We start from the raw sequence: 23,682 nt of genomic DNA on the forward strand, positions 1-23,682 counted from the left end.
GCCTCCGCGATACGGTCGGGGAATGGATTTCTCTCCGTCACCACGGTCCGCCGACCTCACCGAGCGAGTGCGGGCGTTCGTCACCAACGAGATCGAACCCGTCGAATCCCGGATCCACCAGGACATCAAGGAACGTCGCGAGGGGGACGGCAATCCTTGGACGCCGTCGCCGATCATCGCCGAACTGCAGGCGAAAGCACGTTCCGAGGGTCTGTGGAATCTCTTCCTCCCGGCTGCCCACGCCGGCCGCTACGCCGCCGACTTCGGGACCGACGGGGGAGCGGGCCTGTCCAACGTCGACTACGCCCCGATCGCCGAGGCGATGGGATCGTCGGCGCTGTCGCCGGTTATCTTCAACTGCAACGCCCCCGACACCGGGAACATGGAAGTCCTGCTGCGTTACGGCTCCGAGGAGCAGCGCGAGCGCTGGCTGGAGCCGCTGCTGCGGGCCGACATCCGCAGCGCCTTCTGCATGACCGAACCCGCCGTCGCCTCCTCGGATGCCACCAACATGGCGGCGTCGGCTGTTCTCGACGGTGACGATGTGGTCATCAACGGCACCAAGTGGTTCTCCACCGGTGTCGGGCACCCCGACTGCAAGGTCCTGATCTTCATGGGCGTCACCGACGCCGAGGCCGACCGCAAGTCGCGCCACACCATGGTCCTCATCCCGATCGACACGCCCGGCGTCAAGATCGACCGGATGCTCACCACCATGGGCTATTTCGACGAACCGTTCGGCCACGGCGAGGTGTCCTTCACCGACGTCCGGGTCCCGGCGTCGAACATCCTCCTGGGACCGGGCCGCGCCTTCGAGATCGCCCAGGGTCGTCTCGGACCGGGACGCGTCCATCACTGCATGCGCGCCATCGGCCTGGCCGAACGCGCACTGGAATTCGGTGTCCGGCGCGCACTCTCGCGTGAGGCATTCGGCAAGCAACTGGCCCGGCTCGGTGGTAACAGCGAACGGATCGCCGACGCCCGCATCGCGATCAACAGGTCGCGACTCCTGGTCCACCATGCCGCGTGGCTGCTCGATCAGGGCATGTCGCGGGAGGCGTTGTCCGCGGTCAGCGAGATCAAGGTCGAGGTGCCGAACATGGCCTTGTCCGTCATCGACATGGCCATCCAGCTCCACGGCGGCGCCGGCCTCACCGACGACTTCCCGCTCGCACAGGCCTGGGTCGGTGCACGTTCGCTCCGTCTGGCCGACGGCCCGGATGAGGTGCACCGCAACGTCGTTGCCCGCCTGGAACTCGGGAAGTACCGCTGACCGCGCCCGTCCACACACATCCACGAACGAGAAGGGTGAACTCCCACAATGGCTGACCAGGTGACCGAGGCGCGCGAGGTGCGGGACGAGGACGCGTTCGACGTCGAGGCGGTGGCAACGTGGCTGCGGACCGCGGCGCCGGACGTCGAGGGCCTCGACGCGGTGCCCGAGGTGCGGCAATTCGCCGGTGGCGCTTCCAATCTCACCTACCTGCTGCGGTACCCGACGCGGGACCTGATCCTGCGCCGGGCCCCGCGCGGTACCAAGGCGCGCGGCGCGCATGACATGCGCCGCGAGTACCGCATCCAGTCCGAACTCTCGGGGGTGATCCGGTACATCGCACCGATGATCGCCTTCTGCGACGACGATTCGGTCCTCGGGGCCGACTTCTACGTCATGGGTCGCATCGACGGCGTCATCCCGCGCAAGGAGTGGCCCGCCGACGTCCCGCTCGACGCCGATCAGGCACGGCAACTCTGCTTCAACTTCATCGACACGCTCGTCGAGGTGCATTCGGTCGACCCGGCGAAGACCGGTCTCGGCGACCTCGGGAAGGGACTCGGCTACGTCCGGCGCCAGGTCGACGGCTGGACCGCCCGGTTCCGCAACGCGCACACCGACGACGTGCCCGATTTCGAGACGGCGATGGCGTGGCTGGCCGACAACCAGCCCGAGGATGTCGCGAACTGCATCATCCACAACGACTTCAAGCTCGACAACGTGGTGCTCGACAAGGACGACCCGACCAAGGTGATCGGCATCCTGGACTGGGAGATGGCCACGCTCGGTGACCCGCTGATGGATCTCGCAGGATCGATGGCCTATTGGATCCAAGCCGACGACTCCGACGAGCTGCAGCTCATGCGCCGCGTCCCGACGAACCTGCCGGGGATGATCACGCGTGCGGAGTTCGTCGAACGATATTGCGAGCGTATGGGTTTCGAGATGTCGCCGGAGCGGTGGCGGTGGTACGAGGCGTTCGGACTCTTCCGGGCCGTGGTCATCGCCCAGCAGATCTACTACCGCTACTACCACGGGCAGACCACCAACAAGGAGTTCGAACGGCTGGGTTTCGCGGTGGGCATCATCGGCAACCGGCTGAACGAGATCGTCGCCGGCTGACCGGCCGGGACGACCCGCCGTCTCGGGCTTCTACAGTGATGACGTGACGGCCTCGCCGCGTTCGATCGCGCCCCTGTACCTCGCCGGTTTTACCACGGCGTTCGGCGCGCACGGCGTCGCGACGGTTCTCGGTTCCGAGAGCGACGACATCGGACTGTCGCTGCTGGGCCTGGGCCTGGTGCTCGCGTTGTACGACCTCGCCGAGGTGGTTCTCAAACCGCTGTTCGGGGCTCTGAGTGATCGCATCGGGGCCAAACCGGTGATCCTCGGCGGGCTGGTCGCCTTCGCGGTGGCGTCGTTGATCGGTGTGGCGACCGCGACGCCGCTGGCTCTCGCGCTCGCCCGGCTCGGTCAGGGCGCCGCAGCGTCCGCGTTCTCGCCCGCTTCGTCGGCGGCGGTGGCCCGCCTGGCGGGGCGAGAACGGTTGGGGCACTACTTCGGTCATTACGGCGCATGGAAGAGCCTGGGTTATGTGTTCGGACCCTTGCTCGGCGTCGGACTCGTGTATCTGGGCGGGATTCGGTCGCTGTACGCGGCACTCGCGGTCCTCGGCCTTGCCGCCGCGGTCTGGGTGGCCGTCGCACTACCCGCGCCGCCTGTGCTGCCCCGGCAGCGATACACCCTCGCCGACCTGGCCCGTCAGACGACCGAGCGCGGCTTCCTCGTCCCCACGATGCTGCTCGCGACCACGACCGCGATTCTCGGTGTCGCCGTGGGCTTCCTGCCGCTACTGGCCTCGCGCGAGGGTCTGCCGTCGTTCGTCGGCGCGGCGTCGGTAGCGGTTCTCGCCCTGGTGTCCGCCGTCGTCCAGCCGTTGGTCGGCCGGTACCGGGACGAAGGTCGGTTGACCATCCGAACCGGAGCCCTGGCGGGGATGACCGTCGGCGCGGCCGCACTGATACTCGTTGCGTTCGTGCCGCACGCCGTGACGCTGCTGATCGCGTCCGCGGCGATCGGGGTGATGGTCGGGGGCGTCACGCCGTTGGCCTTCGCCCATCTGGCCGACTCGACGCCCGACGAACGGATGGGTCGCACGATGGGCAACGCCGAACTCGGACGCGAGGTGGGTGACGCGGGCGGGCCGCTGATGGTCGGGGCCATCGCCACCTTCGCGACCCTGCCCATCGCGCTGCTCGCCCTCGCGGTGGTGGCCCTCGGCGTCGGGGCGACCGGGCGACAAGCCCTGCGCCCGGTCGGCGAGGCCACGTAGGTTTCACTCGTCCCCGGATTCGCTCGTGGCGACACCGTGCGCTCTGATACTCATATATGAAACCTGATTGGGGGCCTGGGTGAGTGCAACGACGATCCTGCTGATCGTTCTCGGGGTGTTGGTGGTGCTCGGCGTGCTCGGGATCATCGCGCTGTTCGTGCTCCACGGGCTCGCGGGCAACCCCAGCCGATTCGCGGTGCGGGACATGTCGCTCGACGAGGTCGATGACTACATCGACCGTCGGGCGTCGTTCGCGATCACCCTGCAGGAGACGACGCCGCTGTCACGCCGTGAGGTGTGGGAGCGGCTCACCGAGGCCGAGTACCTCTCGAGCTTGCCGTTCCTCACCGGGCCGCAGTGGACGACGCGCGGGTCCGGTGTCATCAGCGTCGGATCGCGGCGGACGATGTCGGGCACCATCCTGTCGGTCGAGCAGCGGGTCGCCGCGGTCACCGAGCGCGAGCAACTCGTCCTGGTCGGCACCGGCATCTCGCTGCCGTTCGCCATCAAGAACTTCGCCGAGCGATTCACCATCACCGACGGCGCTCGGCTCGACACCGTCACGGTGACGTGGGAGATCGCCGGATCGCCGCGGTGGGTCGGTTGGCTGCCCTGGCGATGGGGTGTGCCGTTCATCCGGCCGGTGCTCGGATTTGTCCTGCGTCACGTCCTCCGGCTCAAGCCGTTCCGGCGTCCGAGCGCAGGGGAGAACCGCAGCGGCGCGTCGGGAATCGCGGACCCGATCTAGTCCAGACCCTCCTGCGCACCGCGGGCGCCTCGGCGGACGCCGGCCCGCTGGACCAGCACGATCGTGGTGCCGAGAAGGCCGACGCCGAGCCCGACCAGACAGATCCGGAGTGCGTTGCCGCCGCCCACATCGTTGACCGCGACGACCACCGTAGCCACCAGCCAGGCCACCATCCCGACCACGATCACCGGCTCGGGAGCACGCAGCACGCGCGGTATTTCGGGGACGTCGACTGTATCGGCCATGAGACAAAGGGTAGCTTTCCACAGGTGCCCAAAGATGTCCCGAGTGAGGCCCGCGACCTGACACCCGCCGACACCTCGACCGCGGAGGCGACCGAAGCGGCCGACGCAGGTGTTGCCGACCCGGCAACGGTCGACACCGGCCCCGCGACCACCGCAGGCCCTGCGTCGACGACGCCCAACGGTCGACTCGACCGCTTCTTCAAGATCTCCGAGCGCGGATCGACGATCAACCGCGAGTTCCGCGGCGGCCTGGTCACGTTCTTCACGATGGCCTACATCGTGGTGCTCAACCCGATCATCATCGGCGGCATCCCCGGCGGCGACAAGAACGCCGACGTGCTCGGCAACGTGCTGCCGCTGGCGCAGGTCGCCGCGGTCACCGCACTGGTAGCGGGCGTGATGTCGATCCTCTTCGGTCTCGTCGCCAACTATCCGTTCGCGATCGCCGCCGGTCTCGGGATCAACAGTCTTCTCGCGGTCTCGATCGCGCCCGAGGTGACCTGGCCGGAGGCGATGGGTCTCGTCGTGGTCGACGGCATCATCATCGTGCTGCTGGCGGTGACGGGATTCCGCACGGCGGTGTTCAACGCGGTGCCGGCCGAACTCAAGGCGGCCATCGCCGCCGGCATCGGCGCGTTCATCGCGTTCATCGGGTTCGTCGACGCCGGCTTCGTCAAACGCATCCCGGACGCCGCCGGAACCACCGTTCCGGTCCAGCTGGGCAGCGACAACTCGATCGCCACCATCCCGACGCTGATCTTCGCCCTCGGCGTCCTGATCATGGGTGTCCTGGTGGTACGGAAGGTCCCGGGCGGTCTGCTGATCGGGGTCGCGATCACCACCGTCCTGTCGGTCGTGCTCGAGCGCATCTTCGACTACGGCTCCAGCATGGACAACCCGTCGGGCTGGGGCCTCACCGTGCCCGACATCCCCACCGCGCTGGGCGGATTGCCCGACCTCAGCCTCGTCGGAGATGTCGACCTGTTCGGCGCGTTCACCCGCATCGGTGTGCTGGCCGCGTCGGTGTTCGTGTTCGCTCTCGTCCTGTCCAACTTCTTCGATGCGATGGGGACGATGACCGGCCTCGGCAAGGAGGCCGGCCTGGCCGACGAGAAGGGCAACCTCCCCGGCATCGGCCGTGCGCTGGTGGTCGAGGGGACCGGCGCCATCGCCGGCGGTGCCGCGTCGGCGTCGTCGAACACGGTCTTCGTCGAATCGGCCTCGGGTGTCGCCGAGGGCGCGCGGACGGGTCTGGCGAACGTCGTCACCGGCGTGCTGTTCCTGGTCGCCATGTTCCTGACCCCGATTTACGAGGTGATCCCGCTCGAGGCGATCGCACCGGCTCTCGTGGTGGTGGGTGCGATGATGATCGGGCAGTTGACGGCAGTCGACTTCCGTCGTTTCGACTTCGCGCTGCCGGCCTTCCTGACCGTGGTGACGATGCCCTTCACGTACTCCATCGCGAACGGAATCGGTATCGGCTTCATCAGCTGGGTCGTGATGGCCACCGCCTCCGGCAAGGCACGCTCGGTCCATCCGCTGCTGTGGCTGGTGGCCGCGGTCTTCGTCGCCTACTTCGCTCGTGGACCGATCTCCGACCTCATCAGCTAACGCCTGTAGTCAAAATTTGCGACCGGTTTGTCATCCACCCGGGTCAATTTGCTTTGCTTAGGGATCTGGGCGTCGATACCTGCCCTACTCTGGGGTAATGCATTCACCGTATGGTGACGGAAGTCTATCCGGCGACCTGTCGCTCGCCGTCGTACGTCTCGCGCGACGCCTGAGGGGGCGGCGCGAGAACAAGCTGGTCTCGCTGACGCAGCTCTCCGCCCTCTACACGTTGCACCACGAAGGTCCGATGACCCCTGGTGCTCTCGCCGCGGCTGAGAGGGTGCGCCCCCCGTCGATGACGAGGGTGATCGCGTCGCTGTCGGATCTGGGCATGATCAAGCGCGAACCTCATCCGACCGACGGGCGTCAGGCCATCGTGACCCTCTCGCAGGACGGGGTGGAGGTCATCAAGGAAGAGCTGGCGGCCCGCGAGGCCTGGCTGAGCGACCGGCTGCGCGAACTGTCGCCGGACGAACGGGACGCCCTGCGCGAGGGCGTGATCATCTTCAACAAGATCCTCGGTAAGCCGGACTCCGACGTGCAGCACACCCGGGCGGTCTAGTCTGCTCCCTGAGGAGTCCCGGAGCTTGCGGAGGGACGTCTCTTTGCTCCCTGAGGAGTCCTGGAGCTTGCGGAGGGACGTCTCGAAGGGTCAGAAGAACGTGCCGGAGAACGGTGCCTGATCGGTGGTGAAGGCCTGGTCCAGAGCTCGAAGCGTTGTCGGGGAGTCGACGCTGAGCCGGCCGGCCGCCGCGAAGGCCGACGGTCGTATGCCGCCGAGGTAGATGCTCGACAGCACCGAGGTGTCCATTTTCACTGTGGGCGTTGCGGTTTCGGCCGCCGGTGCGACGATCGCGTCGCCGCCGCGCGCGGACACCGTGAAAACCCCTCCGTGACCACGGAACTCGTCGGTGACCTCGATGACGGCATCGAGGTCGGCGGCGTACTTCCGCGATCCCAACGCGGCCGGGATGTCGAGGATGCATAGCCACATCTCGTCGCGCAGGCCGGTGATCGACACATCTCGCGCGTTGATCAGCTTGTGCCGCAACGGGTCGTCGACCGGGATGGTGGCGGTCAGTGACGGGATCAGGTCGAGGTTGGTCAGTACCCGCCACAGGTCGGAGTGGGCGTCGTCGGTGACCGCGAAGACCTCGTTCACCTCGCCCCGCACGCCACCGTTCTCGTTCTTGTAGATGCGGTAACTGGCGTAGCCGTCGTCGTGCAGCAGGTAATGCAGTCCGCTCGCGGGCAGCGGACGCTCCGACGGCCGGTCGGCGAGGATCGGTGCCCACCAGGCGGGGGTCCGGGTGAGCGCGCCGGGGGTGGTGAGCGTCCAGCGTGCATGGAGATCGGGTACGGCAGCGGCGATCTCGTCGACGTCGGCGAAGCGCACGGTCGCGTCCTTCGGCTGATCGCCGCGCATCGGTGCATGCCCGGGCGTGATGGACACGGTGTTGGAGAAGCACGCCGGACCGAACCCGAAGCGTTCGTAGATGGTGCCCTCACTCGCGGTCAGGATCGCGAACGTGTAGTTCTCGGCCTCCCACTGCCCGAACATCTCGGTCAGCATCGTGCGCAGGATTCCACGACGACGATGCGTCGACGCCACGGACACCCACGACAGTCCGGCGGCGTCGGCCACACCGGCGCCGGGTAACGACATCGACATCCGGTAGAACATCGACACCCCGACGAGCGGCTTCGACGGGAGGCCGGTGTCGCGCACCAGGACGATGTCGTCGTCGGCGACCTTGCCGCGAAGGTCGGCGCGCTCGTCGTCGGGCAGTGGATTGCGCATGGCGAACGCACGGGCATCGGTGGTGATGATGTCGTCCCAGTCGGCGTCGGTGGCGCGCTGGAGGGACAGACGTGACGTCGGGGTCGAGACGCTGTTGGTCACGGGCTCAACATTTCCACATCGGCGAGGCCGGGGTACTCATCGGGTGTTCGAACGGGTGTCGCAGGTCACGTACGGCCCGGGTGGCACACTGTTCCGGTGCCCGGGCTCGCAGTGGAAGTGATCGACATCGACGACCCGCAGGATCCCCGGGTCGAGGACTTCCGTGACCTCAACTCGGTGGACCGCCGACCCGACCTCCCGGTTCTGCCCGGCGGACGCCCCGGACGCGGTCTGGTCATCGCCGAAGGCGTGCTCGTCGCGCAGCGCATGATCGCCTCGAGGTTCTCCGCCCACGCCTTTCTCGGCGTCGACAAGCGTCTGAAGGAACTCGACGACGATCTGCGCGACCCGTCGCTGTCGGGTGTCCCGTTCTTCCGGGCCTCGGCCGAGGTGATGGCGGAGATCGTCGGCTTCCACCTCAACCGCGGCGTCCTCGCCGTCTCGCGACGCCCCGAGGTGCTCTCGGTGCCGGACATCGTCGAGACCGCGCGCACCGTGGCGATCCTCGAAGGCGTCAACGATCACGAGAACATCGGCTCGATCTTCCGCAACGCCGCCGGCCTCGGCGTCGACGCCGTCCTGTTCGGTCAGGGCTGCGCCGACCCGTTGTACCGGCGTTGCGTTCGCGTCTCGATGGGTCATGCCCTGCTGGTGCCGTTCGCCAAGTTCGACGAGTGGCCCCGTGGTCTCGACGAACTGCGTTCCCGCGACTTCCGTCTCGTCTCGATGACCCCGGACCCCGACGCGGTGACGCTCGCCGAGGCGGTCGACGCCGAGAAGATCGGATTCCTGGTGGGCGCCGAAGGGCCCGGCCTCACCGCGTCGGCGATGGCGTCGACGGATGTGAAGGCCCGCATCCCGATGAGTCGCGGAACCGACTCGCTCAACGTTGCGACAGCCGCGGCCGTCGCGTTCTACGAGCGTGTCCGGTCGGGCACGATGGGGGAGTGAACACTCCCGAACCGTTCGATCGGAATGGCGAGCCCACTCCGTGGGTGGGGCACACCGAGCCCACGCCCTGGGCGCTCGGCATCGGCGTATCCGCCGTCTGCGCACTCTTCGGGGCGTTCGTGCTCGTCGGGATCTACGAACTGATCGGCGGCATCCTGAAGTTCCTCGGCATCGCCGCGGTGCTCGTCGTCGCCGGTGGCCTCGGCTGGACCCTCTGGGAGTTCCGCTACCGCCTCGTATGGCGCTGGATCGTCTGGGGCCTGCTCATCGGCTTCCTGGCCGGGGTGACGTCGTCGATCGCGTTGCTGATCATGGGTCGTTAGCTCTGCCACCGCGCGGACAACACCTGGCCCAAGCCTCACCTACCAGACACCACCGACAGGGCCGAGCCGATGAGTGGACGTCAAGATTCGGTGCGGACCAGCGCATTCCCGTGTACAGTCGAACATGTATTCGATCAGTGTTCTCCGGGGGTGACCGTCTTGGCAGACAGCGCACGGCCCGCCGCCGCGGTCCCGCCTTCCGGAGCTGCCGCGCTCGTCGATCAAATCCATTCGCTCATCGACCAGTTGCAGACGGTGAACCTGACGCAGTGTTCGGATGCCGAACTCGTCGATCTCGCCGCCGAGACCGAAAGGGCCATGGCGCGACTGAGTTTTGCCGGGGACCGTCAGGTCGTCGAAGCCACCGAACGTGACCTACCGCGTAAGACCGGTCATCGCAGTGTCATCCAGTTCATGACCCATCGCCTCCGGATCGCCGAACCCATGCGTCGCCGCGACCAGATGTCGGCCACCGCAACCTTTTCCAGCCCGACCGGTGAACCGCTCCCACCCCAGCACCCCACCCTGGCCGAGGCCTTTGCCGACGGGCATGTCGGCCCCGCCCATGTTCGTGCGGTCATCGATGTCCTCGACCAGATTCCGCACGCCGTCGACCACGACGTGAAGATCGCCGCCGAAGTTCAGATGACCGAGATCGCCGTCGACCACACGCCGGCCGACATCACCGCCCTGGGATCCCGACTGCTGGCCCACCTCGACCCCGACGGCACCCTCACCGACGATTCGGATCGCCAGCGCCGCCGGAATCTGTGGGTCGACCGGCAGCGTGCCGACGGCACGGCCAAACTCACCGGCACCCTGACACCCGAACTGCTTGCCCGGGTCACCATGCTGCTCGCCGTCTGGGCCAAACCCGGCATGAACAACCCCGACGACCCTGAATCACCCCATGGCTCGATCGACGACGCCGACCCCGACGTGGTCGCCGCAGCCGCCGAGCGGGATGACCGCACCCCGGCCCAGCTCAACCACGACGCCTTCAACGCACTGCTGAAAGCTGTGTTCGAGGACGGTCTACTGGGTAAGAGCCACCGCGGACTACCCGTGCAGATGATCTTCAAGGCCGATCTGAACGATCTGATCCGTGAAGCCGGCTTCGCCACCACCGCGACCGGCACCCTGATCCCGATCAAAGATCTCGTCAACCTGGCCGCCGACGCCCAACCATGGCTGGCGGTGTTCAAGGACGCCACCGCCGTCCCGCTCTACTTCGGACGCGGCAAGCGCCTGGCCACCCGCGAACAGCGCCTGGTGTCCTTCGCCCGCCCCGACGGCGAAAACTGCTCCACACCCGACTGCGACCTCTCCGCCGCACACGTGGAAATGCATCACGCCCAACTCGATTGGGGCCTCGGCGGACTCACCGACATCACCGACCTCGCACCCGCATGTCCGAAACACAACCGCATGGTCGGAGAGCAACCCGGCCAGTACACCACCCGGATGGTCCGTGAAGGATCCGATGAAGGCCGCTGCGTCTGGCGGCTCAACGCCGAGCCCGGGGCACCACCCAACCCCGAACGCATCAACCGGCGACCCGACATACCCCGCCGGTTCATCGAACACCTCCAACAGGTACGTAACGAGATCCACGGACCCGCAACGGCGTCCGGCGATGAAGCACGCCTTGTGGTGCGCAGAGTCATCGACCACCGGCCACGGGTCGTCCCGCCGAGCCGCGAACTGCGCGCGGATCCCCGGTCGCTCATCGAAACACACCTCGCCGAACTACTCAGCCGCCTCTGACCTGAGCCCAGATCCCCGAAGTCGAGACACTCGAAGTCATCCACGGGCTCGGGCACGAGGAGCGGTCAGAAGCCGAAATACTCCCGGATGCGTCCGCGCTTGCGCGGACGGCCCTCTGGCGGCGCGGCGCGTTCCCCGGCGTGGGCGGCGGTGGCTCGGCGATAGTTCTCGAAATCGGCGGCGGTCGGCTCGTACTCCGCCGGGTGGAGCGCGAAGCCGGTGACGGTGATGTCGGCCGGGTCGAGGTCGGTCGGGGCGAGCGGATGGGTGTAGCGGAACCCGAGCCAGGACCGGTTGGCCTCCTCGGCAAGCTGGGCCGGATGGAAAGGCAGCGCCATCCCCTGGTTGGGGACACCTTCGGCGTAGGTGAGCGGGTACTCGCCACCCCAGAACGGTTTCTCGAAGGTGAACGGGAGCCCGTGGTCCTCATGGATGGTCACCGGGTCGGCGGAGAACGAGCGTCGGAGTGACCCCGATTCCCAGCGCGCGAACGCCCCGAACGACGTGTCGGGTTCGGTGTAGAGCAGCGTCGTCACCGCGCTCGGGCGGATCGCGGCCAGCGTCCGGGTCAGCGTCGAGGGGACGGCCGTCTCGAACAGCGAGCATGAGATGACCGCGAGCGAACCGTAGAACCCCGCGTAGACGTGGTGATCCTTCGCGGCGGCTGCGGTCGCCAGGTCGGTGTCGACGAGCGGGACGAGAACGCTGTCGCCGTAGATCTTCGACGCGAGTTGCTGGGCGTGCTGATGATCGTGCCGCGGTGCGCGCACGACGCTGCGTAGGTCGTCGGCCGGGTCGGAAGAGTCGATGAACCAGACGGTGGCCGCGCGTGCCGACATATGTCAGCTGTTCCCGTTGCTGCGTACGCCGAGCAGGACGTCCTCCCACGCGGGCACGGCGGGCTTGCGTGGCTTCTTCTTGCGCGGACGTTCGGCGTGAGCGGGTCCGGGCTCGCGTGTCGCAGGGCCCTCCGGCGAGTCGGTGTCGTGGTCGGTCGCCGACGCGGTGTCCGCTTCGGCATCGGTCCTGTCGCGCCCGGGTGTGTCCGCCGGGGATGACGCCGAAGCGGCGTCCGGTTCCATGGTTGTGGTCTGGACAGGCGCCTGCGCAACGGGGGCGGCGATCGGGGTGACCGGTGCCGGGGGCGCGTGGGCGGTGGTCTCCTCGTCGAACCCGAAATCGAGAGGAACGGTGCCGTTGTCCTCCCGCACCGCACGACGTTCCTGGCGCGCGCGCTGGGCACCGATCAGCGAGTTGGCGTCGAGCGTGACTTCTTCACGCCCGTCCGATGTGGTCTCGACGGCGATCTCCGGAGTGGCGACCGGCATGAGTCGACGCCGCGGTGCGATGGTCTCGGGGTGTGTCAGCTCGTCGGCGAGATCGTCGAGCGGATCGACGGTGCCGCCGTGCGTGCCGGGCTGATAACGCCAGTGCGCGAGGTTGTCGGTGCGTCCGACGCTCCACGCGACCTGCACGACCCAGTAGCCGCTGTCGTCCTTCCAGGCGTCCCAGTCGGCGTCGGCCGGGTTGTGGCCGTATGCGACGAGCCCCTCCGCCACGGATTCGGCAAGGGTCGCAACCGCCGGCCCGTCGTGCCGGATCGGGTGAGCTGCTCCGGCCAGCTCGGTGGCGCGGGAGCGTTCGAGCAATACCGGGTGGGCGAAACGTTCGATCTTGTCGACACCCACCCCCGCCGCGGCGGCGACCTCGGCGACGGACGCACCCGCGCGGATTCGTGCCTGGATCTCTCGTGGCCTCAATGCACTTTCCATCTCGATCTCGATCTGTCCCAGCCTGGTGATGTCGCCGCGGGCCGCGGCGCGAAGGCGTTCATCGGAGGCGATCCGGAATTTCTCACCCGATTGAGGGTCTTGGCAGATGACGTGGGAACCGTCGGTTTCCACTCCGACGACGCGGAGCTCACGCATCTGCTCCTCCTCCGGTGGGTGCACGCATTGGGGCCACATTAACTCACCGATCTGCCGATTCACTGTGGGACACGCGGTAAAACCGCAGTTCAGAACGCGTGGGGTCCGTGCGACACCAGCGATGGGTGCGTCGTATGTGGTCTGTGTTGTCCAGGCTACCCGCTGGCCTGAACGCCACCGGCGCGTCGACCCGAAGGTACGGACGCGCCGGTGACGGTGTAGGTCTTCGCCGTGCTCAGAGACGCTCGACGATGTAATCGATGCACTTGGTGAGCTTGGTGACGTCCTCGGGCTCGATGGCCGGGAACATACCGATACGCAGCTGGTTGCGTCCCAGCTTGCGGTAGGGCTCGGTGTCGACGACACCGTTGGCGCGCAGGGTCTTGGCGATCGCGGCGGCGTCGACGTCATCGTTGAAGTCGATGGTGCCGACGACCTGGCTGCGGTTGGCGGGCTCGGCGACGAACGGCGTCGCGAACTCACTGGCCTCGGCCCACTGGTAGAGACGCGAGCTGGAGTCGGCGGTGCGCGAGACACACCAGTCGAGGCCGCCGTTGTTGTTCATCCACTCGATCTGGTTGGCGAACAGGAGCAGCGAGCCGACGGCCGGGGTGTTGTAGGTCTGATTCTTGCTGCTGTTGTCGACGGCGGTCGGCAGCGACAGGAACTCCGGGCACCAGCGATCGGTCTCGGCGATCTTCGCGATGCGGGCGAGTGCACGCGGGCTCATCAGTGCCACCCACAGGCCGCCGTCGGAGGCGAAGCACTTCTGCGGTGCGAAGTAGTAGACGTCCGCGTCGGCGATGTTCACGGGGAGACCGCCGGCGCCGGAGGTGGCGTCGATGGCGATGAGCGCGTCGTCGGACTCTGCAGGTCGCAGGACCGGCACGGCGACACCGGTCGAGGTCTCGTTGTGGGCCCAGCCGATGAGGTCGACGCCGCCGAAGTCGTCGGCGGTCAGTGCGGCCGGGTCGGGGGCGGTGCCGGGGTCGGTGGAGATGACCGCGGGCGAGTCCAGGAACGGCGCCTTCTTGGCGACGGTCGCGAACTTCGACGAGAATTCGCCGTAGGTGAGATGCAGCGAGCGCTGCTTGATCAGACCGAAGGCGGCGGCGTCCCAGAAGGCGGTGGTGCCACCGTTGGAGATGACGACCTCGTAGCCCTCCGGCAGCGAGAACAGATCGGCCAGACCCTCACGGATCGAGCCGACGACGTTCTTGACCGGTGCCTGGCGGTGACTGGTGCCGAATACCGACGCGCCGGTGTCGACGAGGGACTGCAACTGCTCGGGGCGTACCTTCGACGGTCCGCAACCGAAGCGGCCGTCCGACGGCAGCAGGTCGGCGGGCAGGGTGATGGGTGCGGTTGCGGTATCGCTCATGGGCTCGATTCTAGGGTTGTGGCGGACACCACCTTCTTGGCGCCTCGGCTTTTTCCGTTCCGACCGCGCGCAGAATCGCCATTTTCGGGCAGAAGCGCTATGCATACGCTCGGGTCGACCGTCGACCAGCTCGGGCTGCCGGTCACGTTCAAGTGATCGGCGCAGCGCGCGATCTGGGTTGACCTCTCGATTGTGCGGAGACTAAGGCACCGGCCATGCCGGGGTCTGAGGAAGGCTTGGAAATCCCTGCTCGCCGAACAGCTTCGGTGTCAGGGTTGCGATCCGATTGACCCGTCGGGCAGCGTTGCAGTGAAACTGAACTCTCTGTGGCCGGCGATTCTGCGGCCAGGTGAAGATCTCGCGGTGGTGTGGTCTACAGCCCGGGCTTGACCACGTCGCCCCAGCCCTCGACGTCTTCGGGGCGTCGCGGGGCGGGACCGGTGTAGATGGCGGCGGGACGGACCAGCTTGCCCAGACGCTTCTGCTCCAGGATGTGGGCGCACCAGCCGGCGGTGCGGCCGCAGGTGAACATCGCGGGCATCATGTGCGTCGGAACCTCGGCGAAGTCGAGGATGACCGCGGCCCAGAACTCGACATTCGTCTCGATCGCCCGGTCGGGGCGTCGTTCGCGAAGCTCGGTGAGAGCAGCCTGCTCGAGCGCGGCGGCGACCTCGAAACGCGGGACCCCGAGTTCTTGGGCGGTGCGTCGGAGCACGCGGGCGCGCGGATCCTCGGCGCGGTACACGCGGTGCCCGAAGCCCATCAGCTTCTCCTTGCGGTCGAGGATGCCCTTCACCAATCCTCGTGCGTCACCGGTCTTCTCGACCTCTTCGATCATCGGCAGCACGCGGGCCGGCGCGCCGCCGTGCAGGGGTCCGGACATGGCACCGATGGCACCCGACAGCGACGCCGCGACGTCGGCGCCGGTGGAGGCGATCACGCGTGCGGTGAACGTCGACGCATTCATGCCGTGCTCGGCCGCGCTCACCCAGTAGGCGTCGATGGCGGCCACGTGCTTGGGGTCGGGATCGCCCTTCCAACGGGTCATGAACCGTTCGGTCACGGTCGAGCATTCGTCGATGACGTGCTGCGGGACGGCGGGCTGATGGATGCCGCGGGCCGACTGCGCGACATACGACAACGCCATCACCGAGGCGCGTGCGAGATTTTCCCGCGCGGTGGCGTCGTCGATGTCGAGGAGCGGTTCGTAACCCCAGATCGGGGCCAGCATGGCGAGCGCCGCCTGGACGTCGACGCGCACGTCGCCGGTGTGGATGGGTAGCGGAAACGGCTCGGCCGGCGGCAGTCCGTCGCCGAACTTTCCGTCGACGAGAAGGGCCCAGACGTCGGCGAAGGTCACCTTGTTCTCGACGAGATCCTCGATGTCGACGCCGCGATAGCGCAGGTTGCCGCCGTTCTTGTCGGGCTCCGCGATATCGGTGGTGAACGCCACCACGCCTTCGAGACCTGGAACGAAATCGTCGGGAACCGCGTTGGCCATGACAACCACCTCACTGAGACAACTGTGTCCTGAAATCGCATGCGTCGATCAGATCGAACTGTAGATCAGCACCACCCTCCGCGTGTACCAGGGAGTAACTGAGTTGTCGGAGTAAATTCAGCCGAGTGTTGGAGAAACCGCTCGAATCGATCGATCTGCCGAACATGCGCGTCGGCTACGGCGGGGGTATTCCGCCCAACATCGGCGAGGGCGATCGTGCGGCCGGCGCCGACGGCATCCGTGAGAACCTCGACCCGAGCTGGCTCCGCGGCGACCCGCCGTGGCTCGACCTGTTCAGTGTCTGGCTGAAAGAAGCGCTCGACGCCCGGATCGCGGAACCGAATGCGATGGTCCTCGGCACCGTCGACGCCGACGGCCGGCCGTCGACCCGGACCGTGCTGTGCAAGGGCGTCGACGCCAACGGCGTGGTGTTCTTCTCCGGCTACGAGTCGGACAAGGGCCAGCACATGGCCGCGAATCCCCATGCATCGGTGACCTTCCCGTGGATCGCCCTGGAGCGCCAGGTCCATTTCCGCGGGCCGGTCGAACACCTCAGTACCGAAGAGACGCAGGCCTATTGGGAGATCCGACCGCGGGGATCACAGTTGTCGGCCGCCGCGTCGGAACAGTCCCGGCCGATCGGCAGCCGCCTCGAACTCGAGCAGAAGGCCGCCGAGCTGGCCGAGCAGTACGGCGGGTTCGACGCCGGCGACGAGATCCCCGTCCCGTCGAACTGGGGCGGCTACCGCATCGTTCCGGTGGAGGTCGAGTTCTGGCAGGGGCGGGCGAACCGCCTGCACAACCGGGTGCGCCTCACCCACGTCGACCACGAATGGCGCGTCGAGCGGCTGCAGCCCTGAACCTGCGACCCGGCGGATCCGCCGGGTCCGACACCGGCGCAACCTCCCGATCGTGCGTCCACCGCAGGGCGTCCGGTGTCTCGGCGGTCCGTATCAGAAGCGCCACACTGCGCGGACCACTGCCTTGCGGATCTCCTCGACCACCAGAACCGACGACGCGACGACAACGGCGTAGAGCCACTCGGTGGCGGTGAGGGAAGTGGTGTCGAACAGGTCCTGGAGGAAGCCCACGTTGACGACCGCCACGTGCAGCACGATCACCGCCACCAGGGAGATCCAGATCGCTTGATTGGTCAGGGTCTGCAGGGAGAACACCGACCCACGATCCGAACGCACGTTGAGCAGGTTGAACACCTGGTAGAAGACGAAGGTCGTGAAACCCAGCGTGCCCGCGAAGAGCGGGTCGCGGGCGCTGCCGGGGAAGATGTCGTCGGCGAACACCAGGGTCAGGATGGTGCCGACGGTCATGACGATGGCGAGTGTGAGGATGCGGAGCACGCGATTACGGCTGAGCAGTCGTTCGCCGGGCGATCTCGGCTTCTGCTTCATCGTGCCGGGCTCGGTGGCGTCGACACCGAGTGCGAGCGCCGGAGGGCCGTCCATGATGATGTTGACCCACAGGATCTGCAGCGCGGTGAACGGTGCGCCCCCGGCGATTCCCGTGATACCCGCGGTGAGGAAGATGAGGACGAAGCCCCACGCCGTGGTGAGCTGGAACTTCACGAACTTGACGATGTTGGCGTAGATTCCGCGACCGTCGCGCACCGCGGAGACGATGGTCGCGAAGTTGTCGTCGGTGAGGATCATCTTCGCTGCACCCTTGGAGACGTCGGTGCCGGTGATACCCATGGCGATGCCGATGTCGGCCTGCTTGAGGGCGGGTGCGTCGTTGACGCCGTCGCCGGTCATCGCGACCACCTCGCCATTCGCCTGCAAAGCCTCGACATAACGGATCTTGTGTTCCGGTGCCACCCGGGCGAGAACCCCGAAATGGGCTGCGCGTGCTCGCAACTCGTCGTCGCTGATGTCGTCGATGGTGCCGCCGGAGAGCGGTTCGCCCTCGATGCCGAGGTCGGTGGCGATCGCCGACGCGGTGGTGAGGTGATCACCGGTGATCATGTGGACGCCGATCCCGGCCTCGTGGGCGGTCGCGATGGCTTCGCGTGCTTCCGGTCGAGGAGGGTCGAGGATGCCGACCACCGCGTATATCGCGAGGTTGTCGACGGCGTCGAAAAGCGAGGACTCGTCGGGTAGTTCGGCCAACGTCGTCCCGGCGATCATGAGGGTGCGCAGCCCTTCGTGGCCGAGCTCGTCGACAGCCGCCGCGATCAGGTCGCGATCTTCGTCGGTGATCGCGCGGTCGCCCTCGGAGGTACGCACCATCGTCGCCCGACTCATCAACACACCCGGGGCGCCCTTGGCATAGCACCGGTACGGGCCGGTGCCCGGCAGGCTGCTCTCGTGGTAGGTCGCCATGAACTTGTAGTCGGAGTCGAAAGGCACCTCGGCGAGACGCGGATGATTCGCCCGGGCGCCGACCACATCTATGCCGCCCTTCTCGGCGAGCACGACCAGCGCACCCTCGGTCGGGTCACCCACCAGCACACCGTCGTCGACCGACGCATCGTTGCACAGCGACATCGCCAGGAGGGCCCGGCGGAAATCGGGAAGTGCATCCTCGCTGTCGGAGAGGATCTTGCCGTCGGGCGAGTAGCCGCCGCCGGTCACCCGGTAGATGTGACCGGCCACGACCAGCTTTCGGACGGTCATCTCGTTGAGGGTCAGCGTTCCTGTCTTGTCGGTTGCGATATGGGTTGTACTGCCCAGGGTCTCGACGGCCGCCAGTTGTTTGATGATCGCTCCGCGCTTGGCCAGCCGCGACGCGCCGAGGGCGAGCGTGAATGCGACGACTGCGGTCAATCCCTCCGGGATGGTCGCCACCGCCAGCGATACGGCGGTCAACAGCAGGTCCGACCACGACTCCCCGCGAAGCAGACCGAGGAGGAAGACAATGCTCACCACGACGATCGCGATGACGGTCAGCAGCGTCGCAAGCTGGTCGATTCGTCGCTGCAAGGGAGTCTTGTCGACGCCGGCCGTGCCCAGAAGCGAAGCAATGGTGCCGATCTCGGTCGACATGCCGGTTCCGGTCACCACCATCGTCGCCCGGCCGCGGGTGACCTCGGTGTTCATGAATGCCATGTTGGTTCGGTCGCCGATCGGAAGGTTCGGATCGGCGAGGGGATCGGCGGTCTTGGTGACCGGCTGCGATTCCCCGGTCAGAGCCGACTCCGCGATCTGCAGCCGGGCCGCCTGCACGATCCGGCCATCGGCCGGGACGGCGTCGCCGGCCTCGAGCAGGACGATGTCGCCGGGCACGAGCTCGGTGCGTTCGACGTACCGCTCCTGACCGTCTCGTCGAACCCGTGACGAGTCCACCGACATGCTCCGCAGCGCGCGCAGACTCTCTTCGGCTCGCGACTCCTGAACGTAATTGATCACGGTGTTGAACGTGATCACCGCGAGGATCACCACCGGCGTCTCCCACTCGCGCGACACCCCGGCGCTGACGGCTGCCGCCGCCACGAGCACCAACGTCATCTTGTCCGCGAGCAGACGCAGCACCTTGCGCCAGGGCGGTTCGCGGGCTTCCTTGCGCAAGCGGTTCTCGCCGTATTCGGAGCGACGTTCGGCGACCTCGGCGTCGGTGAGCCCGACCGTGATGTCGGTTGCCAATCCGTCGGCGAGAGCCTCCGCCGTCCACGTGTGGGGGTGTTCGGTGGTCGTCGTCATGCGGACTTTCCCGGGTCACTCGGCCCCGTGAGCGGGGGCGCGGTCATGGACAGGTGCTGACACCTCGACAGTAATGGGCGTCCGGGCCGGCGTCGGTCTACTCGTGTGCGGGCGGTCCTAGGATGGCGAGAATGCGCCGCCACCTCGCCGATACGACGCCGCTGCGCACTCTCGCTTTCCGGCGCCTGTGGCTCGCGAACATCGTCACCGTCGTCGGAGCCCAGCTCACGATCGTCGCGGTGCCCGCACAGATCTACGAGGTCACCGGCAGCTCCGCCTACGTCGGCCTGACCGGCGTGTTCGGATTGGTCCCGCTGGTGGTGTTCGGGCTGTGGGGCGGTGCACTCGCCGACGTCGTCGACCGTCGAACACTGCTGATCACCACCACCGTCGGTCTCATCGTGTGCAGTGCGCTGTTCTGGGTGCAGGCTGCAGCCGGCGGCGGCAACGTGTGGATCCTGTTGGTGCTGTTCGCCGTTCAACAGGCGTTCTTCGCGGTCAACCAGCCGACGCGGACGGCGGTGCTGCCACGACTGCTCGACGCCAAGGATCTCCCGGCGGCGTTGTCGCTGAACATGACGGTCATGCAGGCGGGTGCCATCGCCGGCCCGCTCGTCGGCGGAGCGCTGATCCCGATCCTGGGCTACTCGTGGCTCTACTTCGCCGACACCCTGTTCCTGTTGCCGACGCTGATCGCGGTCGTCATGTTGCCGTCGCTGCGTCCGGAGAGCGACGCGGCGCCCAAGGTCGCCGGGCTGCGCTCGGTGATCGAAGGGCTCCGGTACCTGACCGGCCACAAGATCCTGATGGCGTCGTTCCTCGTCGACCTCATCGCCATGATCTTCGGCATGCCCAGGGCGCTGTTCCCGCAGATGGCACACGAGAACTTCGGCGGACCGGAGGGCGGCGGCATGGCGTTCGCCCTGTTGTTCACGGCGATCTCCGCGGGGGCAGTGGTCGGCGGCATCTTCTCGGGCTGGGTCGCGCGCGTCGAACGGCAGGGCCTGGCCGTGATCGTCTGCATCATCATCTGGGGTCTGGCGATCACCGGAACCGGCATCGCGGTGTCCTTCGCCGACGGCACGGCGATGCCGATGCTCGTCGTCGCGGTGGTGCTGCTGATGATCGGCGGTGCCGCCGACATGGCGTCGGCCGCCTTCCGTCAGACGATCCTGCTGGCGGCGGCCAACGACGAGGTCCGCGGGCGCCTGCAGGGCGTGTTCATCGTGGTGGTCGCGGGTGGCCCCCGGATCGGCGACGTGGCGCACGGCACCGCGGCCGCATCGATCGGGGTCGCGGCCGCCACGGCCTTCGGCGGTGTCGCCGTGGTGATCGCGACAATCATTGCGGCCCTGTTGATCCCGGCTTTTGTCCAGTACCGCGCCGGTCAGCGGACCTGAGCCGTTCGACGCCTGGCCAGCGGTTACGGTGATTCGGTGTCACCATGGACGCCATGACCGCCGCCTCCACCGGCTTCCAGGTGCCGATCATCGACATCTCGCCCTACATCCGCAACGGTGATGCCGCCGATCGGGCCGTGGTCGCGGCGAAGGTCGACGACGCCGCCGGTTCGGTCGGGTTCATGCAGATCGTCGGGCATGGGATCCCGCCGGCGGTCATCGAGGAATTCACCGCGGTCATGGACGATTTCTTCGCCCTCCCGCTCGAGGAGAAGAAGGCGTACCGAACGCCGCCGGAGATCAATCGCGGATACGCCACCGAAGTCGGAGTCGTTGTCCCTGTCGCTGGGCGTCGAGTCCGCGGACCGCATGAACGACTTCTTCGAGGCGTTCAACGTCGGGGTCGAAGCACGCGAGTACCCCGAACTCGCTCTTCCCGACAACCACTACGCCGACAACACGTGGCCGGCCGTCGACCACTTCGAGGCGGCCGTCTCGACCTATTTCGTCGAGGCACGACGGGTCGCACACACCCTGACCCGCATCTTCGCCGATGCCCTCGACCTTCCCGCCGACTTCTTCGAAGGATTCACCGATCACTCGCTCGACGTCCTGCGGATGAACAACTACGCGCTCCCGCCCGGAGAGATCGAACTCGAGGGAGAACTGACCGGGATGGGGGAGCACACCGACTACGGCATCGTCACCGTCCTGTGGGCGGACCAGGTGAAGGGCCTGCAGGTCCTCGACCACCACGGCCGATGGCACGACGTGAGTCCCGTCGACGGTGCACTGCTGGTCAACATCGGCGACCTCATGGCCCGCTGGACCAACGAACGCTGGATGTCGACGCTGCACCGGGTCAAGGCGCCGATCGTGGACGGCGCGATCGAGCGTCGACGCTCCGCCGCGTACTTCCACGACGGCAACATCGACGCGATGATCGCGACCCTGCCGTCGTGCGTCGGTGCGGGAAGCCGATACTCGCCGATCACCGTCGGGGAGCACATCGGCGCCAAACTCGCCGGATCACGCGCCGGCCGGCCGAACCCGTATGCCCAGCGGGAGGCGGAGCGGGTGCGTCATGCGATGCGACGGGGACAGGGACGGCAGTAGTCGGGCCGGGCAGAGACCAGACGACGGTTCCCGCTCACCCGGACAGGTGAGCGGGAACCGCCCCCGACGTCGTCGTGAAGTCTCAGTCCGAGGTCAGCACTGTCGGATACGTCGCGCGCCGAGCGGCGGTGACGGGGCAGTAGTGCATCGGGTTGTCGCGCTGGTCCAGCGGCGGCAGGTTGCGCCTGGGTGTGTGCACGATCGGCGCGTCCTTCGCGACCCTGCCGTTCACGCGGTCCCACGCGTCGCGCGGACGCGGGTGGCGCAGAAAGCGTTTCGGCAGCAGCCTGTGCATGACGAGGTTGATCCCCTTGCCCAACAGACGGAAGCGGCGCTCGTCGGCGTCGGTCCACTCGAGGCCGAGGATCTCGCGGATCGGCTCGTCGTAGAAGCCGGTCGTCAGCCACATGAACATCTTCTGGTTCTGCGGGACGAGGTAGCGGTCCCAGACCGACTTGGGGATGAAGCTCAGGAACGGGGGCGGCGGCAGCTGGGTGATGTCGAGGACCGTGCGTACCGACACGTGGCCGCGTAGGACATTGCGGCACATGTAGTCCCAGTACTCGAGAAAGTCCTCGTAGGTCTCCGGGACGGGGCGCATCGAGACGCCGTACTGGGCGTACCAGGCCTTGGACTCCTCGAACAGCTGGCGCTTCTGGTCCTCGGTGAGGAACGGGCCGAACCGCTCGCACAGGCGGACGTTGCCGTACCAGAACGTCGCGTGCGCCCAGTAGAAGACGTCGGGGTCGAGCGCGTGATAGCGCGACCCGTCCTCCATCGTCCCCTTGACGGTGCGGTGATAGTCCCGGACCTCGAGGCCGGTCTTCGTGCCGGGGATCACGGAGTCGAAGACGACGCCACTGATCGGGTAGAGCGACCGCATCAGGCGCTGCCAGCGTTCTCCGAAGAGTCGGAGTGGTCCCAGACGGCGGCGCCGAGCTTGGGGTGCATGTTCTGGATCGAACCGGCCCACAGGCCCTGGAACATGCCGGTCCAGGTACCCCAGATCTGCCAGGTCAGCGAGTCCGGACCGAGGGGCTCGTACTCGTGGGCGGTTTGACTCCCTCGGCATCGGTCTCGTAGCCGTCCTCGGAGAACTGGCTGCCGGGAGAACGCCCGGCGTCGGCCGGGCAGCTCTGCTCGGCCGACGCGTCGTCGGTGGCGTGAACGGGACAGGTGGTCTGTTCGTCGTTCAGTACCTCAGTCATGAGACAGAACCCTAGGTTCGTCTCAGTGGTGTGTCAACCGTCACGTCTTAGTCGGGGTTCTCGTGAGTCACCGCCTGGTAGCCGCGTGCACCGGCACGGTCGACGGCCGCACGGACCAGTCCGAAGACCAGTCCCTGAAGCGCCGCGGCAGTGAGCACCTCGACATTGCTGCGCTCCAGATCCTTCGGATCGGGCGCTTCGGCGTCGTCGGAGATCCGTTTCCAGATCTGGCCGAACACGGCTCCCGCGGCGATGCCGCCGAGCACGCTCGTCGCCAGTGACAGTGGTTTGTAGAACGCCTTGGACACGGCAGTCATGTCGAATTCCTCCTGGGTCGGGTGT

General features: G+C 67.2%; 19 protein-coding genes and 2 pseudogenes. 12 read left to right on the plus strand and 9 right to left on the minus strand.

Annotated elements, in window-relative coordinates; all coding sequences use genetic code 11:
* Positions 1 to 22 precede the first annotated feature (22 nt).
* The 4 genes from IHQ52_RS09125 to IHQ52_RS09140 all read left to right on the plus strand — a co-directional run bounded on the left by IHQ52_RS09125 (position 23) and on the right by IHQ52_RS09140 (position 4,353).
* Positions 23 to 1,273, plus strand: a complete 1,251-nt coding sequence (locus IHQ52_RS09125; protein ID WP_006438228.1) for an acyl-CoA dehydrogenase family protein — start codon at positions 23 to 25, stop codon at positions 1,271 to 1,273.
* 48 nt (positions 1,274 to 1,321) lie between these two features.
* Positions 1,322 to 2,395: a phosphotransferase family protein gene (locus IHQ52_RS09130; RefSeq protein WP_006438229.1), complete on the plus strand. Its 1,074-nt coding sequence runs from the start codon at positions 1,322 to 1,324 to the stop codon at positions 2,393 to 2,395.
* Positions 2,396 to 2,438: 43 nt separating this feature from the next.
* Positions 2,439 to 3,605 (plus strand): MFS transporter, encoded by a 1,167-nt coding sequence (locus IHQ52_RS09135; RefSeq protein ID WP_096273351.1) that lies wholly within the window; start codon positions 2,439 to 2,441, stop codon positions 3,603 to 3,605.
* 79 nt (positions 3,606 to 3,684) lie between these two features.
* Entirely contained in the window at positions 3,685 to 4,353 is a 669-nt protein-coding gene (locus IHQ52_RS09140; RefSeq protein ID WP_238064201.1) for a hypothetical protein, read from the plus strand.
* Here IHQ52_RS09140 and IHQ52_RS09145 read toward each other — a convergent pair.
* A complete protein-coding gene (locus tag IHQ52_RS09145) occupies positions 4,350 to 4,598 on the minus strand; it encodes a DUF2530 domain-containing protein (protein ID WP_006436051.1) in 249 nt (82 codons plus the stop codon). The genes IHQ52_RS09140 and IHQ52_RS09145 overlap by 4 nt on opposite strands.
* 24 nt (positions 4,599 to 4,622) lie before the next feature.
* Here IHQ52_RS09145 and IHQ52_RS09150 point away from each other — a divergent pair, with 24 nt between their 5' ends.
* Positions 4,623 to 6,209, plus strand: a complete 1,587-nt coding sequence (locus IHQ52_RS09150) for an NCS2 family permease (protein ID WP_238064202.1) — start codon at positions 4,623 to 4,625, stop codon at positions 6,207 to 6,209.
* A gap of 97 nt (positions 6,210 to 6,306) precedes the next feature.
* Complete coding sequence (locus IHQ52_RS09155) at positions 6,307 to 6,771, plus strand: MarR family winged helix-turn-helix transcriptional regulator (protein ID WP_238064203.1); 465 nt, start codon at positions 6,307 to 6,309, stop codon at positions 6,769 to 6,771.
* 90 nt (positions 6,772 to 6,861) lie between these two features.
* Here the strand turns inward: IHQ52_RS09155 and IHQ52_RS09160 are convergent, their stop codons facing one another.
* Complete coding sequence (locus IHQ52_RS09160; RefSeq protein WP_238064204.1) at positions 6,862 to 8,112, minus strand: GNAT family N-acetyltransferase; 1,251 nt, start codon at positions 8,110 to 8,112, stop codon at positions 6,862 to 6,864.
* Positions 8,113 to 8,208: 96 nt separating this feature from the next.
* Here IHQ52_RS09160 and IHQ52_RS09165 point away from each other — a divergent pair, with 96 nt between their 5' ends.
* The 3 genes from IHQ52_RS09165 to IHQ52_RS09175 all read left to right on the plus strand — a co-directional run bounded on the left by IHQ52_RS09165 (position 8,209) and on the right by IHQ52_RS09175 (position 11,153).
* A complete protein-coding gene (locus tag IHQ52_RS09165) occupies positions 8,209 to 9,063 on the plus strand; it encodes a TrmH family RNA methyltransferase (protein ID WP_159405852.1) in 855 nt (284 codons plus the stop codon).
* Positions 9,060 to 9,386 (plus strand): DUF2537 domain-containing protein, encoded by a 327-nt coding sequence (locus IHQ52_RS09170; RefSeq protein WP_006436056.1) that lies wholly within the window; start codon positions 9,060 to 9,062, stop codon positions 9,384 to 9,386. Before IHQ52_RS09165 ends, IHQ52_RS09170 begins: the two co-directional genes overlap by 4 nt.
* A 159-nt stretch (positions 9,387 to 9,545) precedes the next feature.
* Positions 9,546 to 11,153: a DUF222 domain-containing protein gene (locus tag IHQ52_RS09175; protein WP_006436057.1), complete on the plus strand. Its 1,608-nt coding sequence runs from the start codon at positions 9,546 to 9,548 to the stop codon at positions 11,151 to 11,153.
* A 65-nt stretch (positions 11,154 to 11,218) separates the two neighbouring features.
* Here IHQ52_RS09175 and IHQ52_RS09180 read toward each other — a convergent pair whose 3' ends face one another.
* From IHQ52_RS09180 to IHQ52_RS09195, 4 genes are all read right to left on the minus strand, one after another.
* Positions 11,219 to 11,992 carry a DUF6928 family protein gene (locus IHQ52_RS09180; RefSeq protein ID WP_006436058.1) on the minus strand — a complete coding sequence of 258 codons (774 nt, stop codon included), beginning with the start codon at positions 11,990 to 11,992 and terminating at the stop codon, positions 11,219 to 11,221.
* Positions 11,993 to 11,995: 3 nt separating this feature from the next.
* The gene (sepH, locus tag IHQ52_RS09185; protein ID WP_238064205.1) at positions 11,996 to 13,081 is read right to left on the minus strand and encodes a septation protein SepH; all 1,086 of its coding nucleotides are present in this window, start codon (positions 13,079 to 13,081) and stop codon (positions 11,996 to 11,998) included.
* A gap of 235 nt (positions 13,082 to 13,316) precedes the next feature.
* Positions 13,317 to 14,462: a phosphoserine transaminase gene (gene serC, locus IHQ52_RS09190; protein WP_006436060.1), complete on the minus strand. Its 1,146-nt coding sequence runs from the start codon at positions 14,460 to 14,462 to the stop codon at positions 13,317 to 13,319.
* A 373-nt stretch (positions 14,463 to 14,835) separates the two neighbouring features.
* The gene (locus tag IHQ52_RS09195; RefSeq protein ID WP_006436061.1) at positions 14,836 to 15,963 is read right to left on the minus strand and encodes a citrate synthase 2; all 1,128 of its coding nucleotides are present in this window, start codon (positions 15,961 to 15,963) and stop codon (positions 14,836 to 14,838) included.
* 164 nt (positions 15,964 to 16,127) lie between these two features.
* On the opposite strand from IHQ52_RS09195, the gene pdxH reads away from it, so the two are divergent.
* On the plus strand, positions 16,128 to 16,823 hold the full coding sequence (gene pdxH, locus IHQ52_RS09200) for a pyridoxamine 5'-phosphate oxidase (RefSeq protein WP_394854758.1): 696 nt from the start codon (positions 16,128 to 16,130) through the stop codon (positions 16,821 to 16,823).
* 93 nt (positions 16,824 to 16,916) lie between these two features.
* Here pdxH and IHQ52_RS09205 read toward each other — a convergent pair whose 3' ends face one another.
* Positions 16,917 to 19,616, minus strand: a complete 2,700-nt coding sequence (locus tag IHQ52_RS09205; protein ID WP_238064206.1) for a cation-translocating P-type ATPase — start codon at positions 19,614 to 19,616, stop codon at positions 16,917 to 16,919.
* Positions 19,617 to 19,747: 131 nt separating this feature from the next.
* Here IHQ52_RS09205 and IHQ52_RS09210 point away from each other — a divergent pair, with 131 nt between their 5' ends.
* Both IHQ52_RS09210 and IHQ52_RS09215 read left to right on the plus strand, forming a co-directional pair.
* Positions 19,748 to 21,016 (plus strand): MFS transporter, encoded by a 1,269-nt coding sequence (locus tag IHQ52_RS09210; protein ID WP_006436064.1) that lies wholly within the window; start codon positions 19,748 to 19,750, stop codon positions 21,014 to 21,016.
* A gap of 44 nt (positions 21,017 to 21,060) precedes the next feature.
* Positions 21,061 to 22,132 (plus strand): annotated as a pseudogene (locus IHQ52_RS09215) (isopenicillin N synthase family dioxygenase).
* An 82-nt stretch (positions 22,133 to 22,214) separates the two neighbouring features.
* Here IHQ52_RS09215 and IHQ52_RS09220 read toward each other — a convergent pair.
* Positions 22,215 to 23,340, minus strand: a pseudogene (locus IHQ52_RS09220) (oxygenase MpaB family protein).
* A gap of 47 nt (positions 23,341 to 23,387) precedes the next feature.
* Entirely contained in the window at positions 23,388 to 23,657 is a 270-nt protein-coding gene (locus tag IHQ52_RS09230) for a DUF4235 domain-containing protein (protein ID WP_006436068.1), read from the minus strand.
* Positions 23,658 to 23,682 lie beyond the last annotated feature (25 nt).

It is taken from the genome of Gordonia amicalis (assembly GCF_022059885.1).
Classification (GTDB): domain Bacteria; phylum Actinomycetota; class Actinomycetes; order Mycobacteriales; family Mycobacteriaceae; genus Gordonia; species Gordonia amicalis.